The organism is Candidatus Melainabacteria bacterium RIFOXYA2_FULL_32_9 (genome assembly GCA_001784615.1).
Taxonomy (GTDB): Bacteria; Cyanobacteriota; Vampirovibrionia; order Gastranaerophilales; family UBA9579; genus UBA9579.
Genome location: MFRQ01000080.1, coordinates 1 through 9,127, shown reverse-complemented (window position 1 = coordinate 9,127; position 9,127 = coordinate 1). Strand labels below are relative to the sequence as shown.

Below are 9,127 nucleotides of genomic sequence, written 5' to 3'. Positions count from 1 at the left end.
ATTTCAAAAACTCGTCGTTTTCGAAATTGTAAGCTCCCGCTTCGCTCATCAAAATCCATAAGTATTTTTTACGCTGTCCTTATTCTGGGCAAGCACCTAATTTTATAAAACAAGGATTGCTTTCTAGTTGCTGTGCAAAATAGTTTTGCTCAGTTTCCTCAAAAACAATCCTCCCCTTATTTCAGATATATTAATGTTTAAAATGTCTTATTCCTGTACAAATCATTGCAATATTGTATTTTTCAGCTTCATCAATAACATCTTTATCTTTTATACTGCCACCAGGCTGTATAATTGCACCAATTCTTGCCTGAGCTGCCGCATGAATGTTATCAACTGCCGGGAAGAAGCCATCACTTGCTATTACAGCATCTTTAGTTTCATTGCAAGCTCTTGATAATGCTATTTCCATTGAAGCAATACGACTCGTTTGTCCCATTCCTATTCCAAGAATACGTTTATCTTTTGCAACCACGATGGCATTTGAACCCACATGCTTTACAACTTTCCAGGCAAAAACCATATCCTCAACCTGTTCAGGAGTTGGTTTGTGAGACGTAACCACGTTAAAATTATCTTTTGTCAATTCAACATTATCTGTAGTTTGGATTAAAGTGCCAAAAGGCAAGTTTTTGATATCGAATTTTTGAGTATATCTGTATTCCAGCATACTCATTGGAACTTTTACCAATCTTAAATTTTTCTTAGCTGTTAATATTTCAAGCGCTTCCTCAGTAAAATCAGGAGCAACTATAACTTCAAGAAAGATATCTTTGGCATATTCTGCTATTTCCTTGGTGACGGGTTCATTAAGACCGATAATACCGCCAAAGGCACTTATGGGATCACAATTAAATGCTTTTACATAAGCATTAGTGATATTTTCACCCAATGCTACTCCGCAGGGATTATTATGCTTGATGATACATGCCGCAGGGACATCAATAAATTCACTTACAATATTTAATGCAGATGTTAAGTCGACCAAATTGTTATAAGATAACTCTTTTCCGTGTAATAATTCAAAATCAACATTTAAGTGTGATTTGTAAAGAGCTGCTTTTTGGTGTGGATTTTCGCCATATCTAAGTTCCTGCTTTTTCTTAAGTGCAAGATTAAAGATTTCCGGCATTTGATCCATGGAAATAGCAGCAGTTCTTACATAAAACTGTTCTGAAATAATTGCATCATAAGTAGAAGTATATTGAAAAGTGTTTATAGCAAGTTCTTTTCTAAGCTCATATGTTGTATTTCCAATATTTTCTTCCAATTCCTTAAGAACTTTATCATACAAATCAGGAGAATATACAGGTGTTACATAGAAAAAATTCTTAGCCGCAGCTCTTAGAAGGGATACTCCTCCAATATCTATGAATTGTATAAGGCTTTGTATTTCCATATAAAAGTCTTTTGAGGCTTCTTCAAATGGATAGAGATTAACCACTACCATATCAACAGGCTGAATATCTTTTTCTTTAATCTCATTAATTTCATCCTGATGAGTTCTTGAAGCTAAAATGCCTGCAAATACCCTTGGATGTAACGTTTTAACCTTACCGCCTAATAATTCAGGAAAACCTGTCACATCAGCAATTTCTATTGACTCAATTCCATTTTCTTTTAAGGTTTCATAAGTTCCACCCGTTGAGATTATTTCATAGTCGTGTTTTTGAACAAGCTCACGTGCAAAATCCACAATTCCCCTTTTGTCGTAGACGCTTATCAGTGCTCTTTTTTTCCCCATGATCAACCATCCTCATACAAAATCTATCAACAAAGAAAACTCTTACTTTATTTATATGCTAAATGCACTTTTTTATATACCAAGTCTATTGAAATATTAAGTTAATTTTTTATAAACTCAAGATAGAAAATTATTTAATAATCTGTCAGACGAAAAGGATGCACAATCTGTGCATCCTTAAATATAAGTATTATAATATTATTAGAACTAATCTAAGTAGAATACTGTTACTACTTTGTGAGTTTCCTCAGCATATGCTACAGCTTTATGAAGCGTACCGCTGGTATGAGACAGGAAACAGACCAATTGTTGACAATCATCAATAATTTCTCTGTTACAAATCCTGCTGGCATCTGCTAAGGTCATCATAGCTCTGTCAGGATGCTCTACAATATTTGGTACACCAATAAGTTGATCTTGAACATCAGATGGTTGCTGTCCTATAGTTTGAGGAAGGATAACTTTAAGCTTTTCAGGATTAGATTTCATTGTTCCTCTGATAGCCGCAGCGTTAGTACCACTAGATCCACCACTGGTAATGATTGTATTACCCTGAGCTGCAAGAGCAAAAGTTAGTGTTTCAATAATCTGTTGATGCGTAATTGGTAAATTTCTACTTCCAATAATAGCAATACGCTTTGCAGCCTGTTGAATTGTAGCTAATTCATGGGCAAGTTGATCTGAAGTTTCTGGTGCGTCATCATCATCCAGATCATCTAATGGAACCATTATTGTACGTTGTTCTTTATCTTCTGCCATCAGTGATTCCCTATCTAATACTTTTCTTACTTACAATAACTTTAGTTAAAATTAATTTCTTAGTTTCTATTATATTATAATACTTAATGATATCATTAAACAAAATCTTTAAAACTAAATGAAATAATCGATTTGTTGTTGATAAAATTAATAAAGATGAAAACGTAACTAAGTCACTTAAAGTAGTACCAAAAAGATGAACAAAATTCTAGTAGGTTTAAATTCTGCACAACAAGAAGCTGTAACAAAATTATTTGGAACATTGCTTGTTTTAGCTGGGGCAGGGAGTGGAAAGACAAGAGTTCTAACACATAGGATAGCACATCTTGTTTATAATGGGGCAAAACCCTCAGAAATTCTTGCCGTTACATTTACCAATAAAGCAGCAAAAGAAATGAAACAGCGTCTAACCAGACTCCTTGGTGAAGAAATAGTCAAGGATATTTGGGTTGGAACTTTTCACAATATTTGTGGCAGAATTTTGAGGCAAGATATCGAGAAATACAAGACTGATGATGGCAGAAAATGGTATTGCAATTTTGTAATATTTGACCAGGATGATAGTTTAAGTTTAGTTAAGCAATCTTTGAAACTGGAAAACTTAGACGAAAAAATGTATCAGCCAAAAGCCATACAGTCTACTATTAGTATGGCTAAAAACCAGATGAAAGACGCATTTAAATTTGCGACCAATGCTAGGGATTATAGAGCAGACAAAATTTCAAGGGTTTTTCATAATTATGAAGGCCTGCTTTCCACAAATAATGCCCTTGATTTTGATGACTTACTCTTATTTGCTACAAATTTATTGGCAAAATCCGATGATGTCTTACAAAAATATCACTCAAGATTTAAACATATACTTGTTGACGAGTTTCAAGATACAAATTTATCACAATACGAGCTGATTAAATTGCTTTATACCGGTGGTAAGCTGGATACAACTTTAAATAATAGAAGTTTATGCGTAGTTGGCGACATTGATCAGTCTATTTATAGTTGGAGAGGCGCTGATTATACAATTCTTCTCAACTTTCAGTCAGATTTTCGGGATGCACACCTTATTAAACTTGAGGAGAATTACCGCTCTACTGAAAATATCCTGGAAGTTGCAAATCATATTATTGTAAATAACAGAGAAAGACTTGATAAAAACCTTTATTCTACCAGAGGTAAAGGCGACAAGATTTTATGCTTCGAAGCTCAGGACGAGATGGAAGAAGCACACTATATAGCAAATAAGATTGCTGCTCAAACAGCAGGAAAATATACTTTTAATAATTGTGCTGTCTTATATAGAACCAATGCTCAAAGTCGTGCGATAGAAGAAGCCTTTATGGCAAGAAGTATTCCCTACACAATGGTAGGTGGAGTTAAGTTCTATGACAGAAGAGAGATTAAAGACTTAGTCGCTTACTTGAAACTCATTTATAATTCAGACGATTCTCAAAGTTTAAAGAGAATTATTAACGTGCCAAGAAGATCAATCGGGCCTACTACAATTAAAAAGCTTGAGGAAATTGCTAATCAAGAGCATATTTCTTTATTCTCAGTAATTCAGAAAATCGAAGAATATTCTGATTTCACTGTTAGAACGGTAACGGCTCTAAAAGACTTTGTTAAATTAGTCAATAAGGCAAAAGAGAATCTTGAAAGAATGCCTTTGAGTGAATTTATTGCTCAGTTAATTGACGATATCGGCTATCTTGATGAACTAAAGGCTGAAGGAACAGAAGAAGCCAATAATAGAATAGAGAACATTCAGGAATTTATAAGCGCAGCAAGAGAATATGAGGACATCGACTCAGGCAGTGAACTTGGAGAATTTTTGACTCAATTAGCTCTTGTCAGCGATATAGATACAATGCAGGATAATTCTGAAACCGTAACACTTATGACATTACACGCAGCTAAAGGATTGGAGTTCCCTATAATATTCCTAGCAGGTCTGGAAGAGGGTATTTTTCCTCATTCAAGATCTCTAAATAATGCTACAGAGATGGAAGAAGAAAGACGTCTTATGTATGTAGGTGTTACAAGAGCTGAAGTTTTATTATATATTACTTATGCTAAGAGACGCCTTATTTACGGTGAGTATAAATACTATACTCCCAGTAGATTCCTTAGAGAAATCCCTCAAAATCTCTTAATAACTAATTATAATCCTAATGTTGCGAAAAAACCAAATTATGATTCAGTTCAACCAAGATCTGTAGGATATGGAAACACTAGATCCTTTAATGGCTCCAGAAACCATAAAGATGATTATGATGCTCCAATAAGTAATACTAGTTTTGGCAAGAATTTTAAGGTTCCAAAAGTTGATCGTGATGAACCTATAAGTAATTCAAGTTTTGGTAAAGACTTTAGCCTTCCTAAAGCTAAAAAACAGGAACCTTCTTCTATTGCTAGTCCTAAAGCTGAACCTAATAAATCTTTATCTGCAATTAAAGAAATTACCCCATCTATTAGCAAAGAATCTATCCAGCCTAAAAAAGTCGAAAGTAGTTTTACTGTAATTAAACCTGAAAAGCCTAAAGAGATTAAAGAAGCCAAAAAAACTGTAGAGGTAAAAGAAGAAAAATCCGAAGTTGTTATTTTTGTTGAAGGTGATAGAGTTTTTCATGAAAAATTTGGAATAGGCACTATTGATCAGGTTGTACAAGTTGGTTCGAATACAATGTATTCAATAGACTTTGGAAAAGCAGGCAAAAAAGCTGTTGATGCGAATTTTGGAAGGCTAAAGAAGTTCTAATTCTAAAGAATTCCCCTCTTCATTTTGAGGAGTGTGAAACAAGGCCGTCAAAAGCTCAAAGTAACCATATAGCTTAATGTATGGATAAACATAGAAGCCTCTCAAAGAGCCATCTTGCAAGATTTCTATTTTACGGAAGTTAAATTATTATATTCATTTAATAATGATTTAAGATGTTTTTTGGCCAATTTATCTAGATGATGGATTAAATTATTCGGTATACTTTCATTTGCAGGCTTATCAGTTGCATATACTAACTCAAAACCTTTAGGTAAAAATGTATCTTCTTTACCTTCAATTAATGGCAATTCTCTTGAATTATATTTAGGAATATTAGCAAGATCGTGATCTGTGATAATTGCTACTCTCATATCTGGTTTATAATTTAGCCTTTTTATTAATTCTCTTATCAGGCTTGCCAATGCCTCTTTTTCAGGATGGATACCAGATGGGGTTTTAAAGACTGTTGGACCATAAAATATAGGAGTATATCTTGCCAGACCAGGTTCATCTACAGGTTCACTTTGTAGTTCAGCATGAAAACATACAGAGAGATTCTGCCCTGTCATATCTGTACTTGTATCAATAGCAAATATGTAATCATAGCTTTTAAACCAGCGATATATATCACTATCTTGAGTTTTTGGATCAAGAGGTACTTCAAATATTACTTTAGGATCTTTATTTTTTCTTTCATAAACTCTAGATATGCTCACTGTTTTGGGAGTTATAAGCTTATCATTATCTATAAATTGCAATTTTCCATTAGGAAGTATTTTGGCATTTTGCATGTTAACTGTAACGACTTCACCCATGTCATAAGTGTAAATGTGTGATCTTACTTTTTTATTCATACAGCATTTCTTAAATTTCTTACCACTTCCACAAGGGCAAGGTTTATTTCGATCTCTACCTGTGGACACTTTTATTTTTTCCTTAGAACTTATCTAACCGCCTAAACACAGTATATCTCAAAAGTCCATCTAATTTCCGCTACTTCCCTGCACGATTACCACTTTTTTACCATCAAGCCCAAAAATTGACTTAAAAACACAATTGATTAAAGAATCCGAAACATAGATCAAGATTGAACAAATAAAAAATGCCGAGACACAGAATTGAACTGTGGACACAGGGATTTTCAGTCCCTTGCTCTACCAACTGAGCTATCTCGGCATAATATTTTATTTAGTTTATTGTCTAACTGACAGATTAATCATACTAGCCTCAATCTGATTCGTCAAGTAACAACTTTAGATGTAATAATAATTTGATATTTAGCATGTTATTATTACGGATCAATTGATACGCAATTAAATATAGCATACGTATGTAACAAGAATCAATAAGCAAGCTTATTATGTGTATGATTTATTTTTCATACTAAGTTTGGAATTTTCTGTCAGATCATTGATTAATTCAATTTGTTTTGGTAACAGTTTTTTTAGGTCATACTGTTCCAGAATTGTTTCTCTGGCTTTAATTCTGATTTCTTTCATCTGGTCAGGATGATTGAGAACTTCATCAATTCGTTCTGCAATTTCCTGTGGGGAGAAAAAGTCCACTAATAATCCATTTTCTCCATCTTTGATTACTTCTGTGACAGGAGGAGTATTGGATCCGATCACTAAACATCCTGCTGACATAGCTTCGAGCATTGACCAGGATAATACAAACGGGTATGTCAGGTAAATATGGGCTGAAGATGCTTGTAATACTTTTAAATATATATCATATGAAATACGCCCTGTAAAATGAACCCTGGAAGTGTCAAAGGATATTTTTTCTAGCATTTCCTGCTTGTATGTTTTGTTATTAGGTAGAGAACTTCCATAATATACACGGTCTTCACCGACAATTACAATGTGAGCGTTGGGTCTGCGCTCTAGTATATGAGGAACCGCTTCCATAAATTTATGAAAACCACGATAGGGCTCTAGTCCTCTTGATACATATGTGATAATCTCTTTCACTTCTGATAAATCCAGGTTTAAATGAGGTATAACCAGTTTAGCTTCAGGGTCAGGTTTTAGATGGTCTGTATTTATTCCATCGTGAATAATGCTAATCTTATCATGGTATTCAGGAGGAAATTGGCTGTGTTGCCATTTTGTTGGAGAAATTCCATGATCACAGCTATATAAATCTATGAGTATGTGTGAATTTTTTACTCTTAATAAGGCCTCAAGGTTTACGGGTAAAGGTCCCTGCTTTTCAAAATCTACATCTGATCCATATGCACGATAAAACCATTCAAGATAACATAAAACAGGGGTATCCGGAAAAACATCTTTTATAAATAAAGTATTTCCCCAGGAATGGCCAATTATAATATCTGGTATAAAACCTTGATTTTTTAAAGATAATGCTGCTTGTGCACTTGCTTGACCGTGAAGTATTGATTCTTCAAAAAACCTTAAATAACGATGTGCATTATCGGGTACTTTTCTTGATAGATTATAAGCCAGTTTTGTTACACCAGGAAGGCTATCCTCTTTTCTGCCGGTTATAAAAACCACTTGATTATCAGGATTCTGGGTAAAATAATTTATTAAATGTTTGAATTGAGCTGGGAAATTACGGTGAAGAAATAATATTCGCATAAAATATTCCTTTTTCTATCACCATTTATTTTATAACAATCCAAATTGTTATATGAATAAAATTTATTTTTTGATAAATAATTCCAGTGCTAGTGGAATGTCCCAAAAATTTTAAAGAACAATAATAAAGAAAATTCGTCTTAAAAAAAACAAGGCGAGGGAATTAGTGATGAAAAAACATGAAATAAAGCTAAGTGAAGAGCAGAGAAAGCTTTTAGTTAAATTAACAAACAAAGGAAAAGATTCCGCAAGAAAAATCAAGAGAGCAAATATTCTTTTGCTTGCAGACGAAGGCAAAAAAGATAAAGAGATAATGGAAATAGTTAGGGTGTCAAGCGGTACAGTTGAAAGAATTAGAAAAAGATTCGTATTAGAAGGGTTGGAAAGATCATTAGAAGAAAAACCAAGATCAGGAGCACCAAAAAAGATCGATGGACGAGGAGAAGCATTAATCATAGCAACAGCATGTTCAAATGCTCCAGAAGGTAGATCAGAATGGACAGTAAGACTTTTAGCAGATAGAATTGTAGAACTTGATATTTCCAAATCAACAGTACAACGTACGTTAAAAAAAATAAGATCAAGCCGTGGCTAAAGAAACAATGGTGTATACCAAAGGCCGATGCAGAGTTCGTATGTAGAATGGAAGATGTTCTTGATCTTTATGAATCAGAATATGATCCTGAGAAGCCAGTTATATGTGTTGATGAAAAGCCATATCAACTTTTAGACAATAAGATTGAACCTGTAAAAATGAAAGCAGGAAAGTCTAAAAAGGAAGATTACGAGTATCAAAGAAATGGTACTTGTAATATTTTTATGATTGCAGAGCCTTTTAATGGTTATCGTGATTGTAAAGTAACTGAGAGAAGAACGAAAAAAGATTTTGCAGTGCTATTAAAGGATTTATCTGATAAATATTATCCTGAATCTAAAACAATAAAGCTTGTAATGGATAATTTAAACACGCATAAACTCTCTATCCTTTATGAATTTTATCCTCCAGAAGAAGCTCGACGAATCATCAAAAGATTTGAAATTCATTCCAGTACATGGAAGCTGGCTTAATATTGCTGAAATAGAGCTTTCAGTTATATCAAAATAATGCATTAATACAAGAATCCCAAATTTCGAAAAATTACAAAAAGAAATACAAACTTGGACAAAAGATCGTAATAACGATGAAATAGGCGTAAATTGGAGGTTTAGAACTAAAGATGCAAGAATTAAATTAAAGCGTCTTTACCCATCATAATTTCTGGGACA

6 protein-coding genes, 1 tRNA gene and 1 pseudogene are annotated in these 9,127 nt (G+C 33.6%); 3 read left to right on the top strand and 5 right to left on the bottom strand.

Annotated features, from left to right (window positions below; all coding sequences use genetic code 11):
• Positions 1–190 precede the first annotated feature (190 nt).
• Both A2255_03460 and A2255_03455 read right to left on the bottom strand, forming a co-directional pair.
• The gene (locus A2255_03460; protein ID OGI20597.1) at positions 191–1,744 is read right to left on the bottom strand and encodes a bifunctional phosphoribosylaminoimidazolecarboxamide formyltransferase/IMP cyclohydrolase; all 1,554 of its coding nucleotides are present in this window, start codon (positions 1,742–1,744) and stop codon (positions 191–193) included.
• A 207-nt stretch (positions 1,745–1,951) separates the two neighbouring features.
• Positions 1,952–2,473 carry a DNA recombination-mediator protein A gene (locus A2255_03455; protein ID OGI20598.1) on the bottom strand — a complete coding sequence of 174 codons (522 nt, stop codon included), beginning with the start codon at positions 2,471–2,473 and terminating at the stop codon, positions 1,952–1,954.
• Between the two features lie 226 nt (positions 2,474–2,699).
• Here A2255_03455 and A2255_03450 point away from each other — a divergent pair, with 226 nt between their 5' ends.
• Positions 2,700–5,258 carry a hypothetical protein gene (locus A2255_03450; GenBank protein ID OGI20596.1) on the top strand — a complete coding sequence of 853 codons (2,559 nt, stop codon included), beginning with the start codon at positions 2,700–2,702 and terminating at the stop codon, positions 5,256–5,258.
• Between the two features lie 125 nt (positions 5,259–5,383).
• On the opposite strand, the gene A2255_03445 is transcribed toward A2255_03450, so the two are convergent.
• The 3 genes from A2255_03445 to A2255_03435 form a co-directional block, all read right to left on the bottom strand.
• Positions 5,384–6,112, bottom strand: coding sequence for a hypothetical protein (locus tag A2255_03445; GenBank protein OGI20595.1), 729 nt, complete (start codon positions 6,110–6,112; stop codon positions 5,384–5,386).
• 249 nt (positions 6,113–6,361) lie between these two features.
• Positions 6,362–6,434, bottom strand: a tRNA-Phe gene (locus tag A2255_03440).
• 182 nt (positions 6,435–6,616) lie between these two features.
• Complete coding sequence (locus tag A2255_03435; protein OGI20594.1) at positions 6,617–7,861, bottom strand: glycosyl transferase family 1; 1,245 nt, start codon at positions 7,859–7,861, stop codon at positions 6,617–6,619.
• 169 nt (positions 7,862–8,030) lie between these two features.
• Between A2255_03435 and A2255_03430 the strand changes: the two genes are divergently transcribed.
• Together A2255_03430 and A2255_03425 are read left to right on the top strand one after the other, a co-directional pair.
• A complete protein-coding gene (locus A2255_03430) occupies positions 8,031–8,456 on the top strand; it encodes a transposase (GenBank protein ID OGI20593.1) in 426 nt (141 codons plus the stop codon).
• Positions 8,457–8,503: 47 nt separating this feature from the next.
• Positions 8,504–9,116 (top strand): annotated as a pseudogene (locus tag A2255_03425) (transposase).
• Positions 9,117–9,127: the final 11 nt, after the last annotated feature.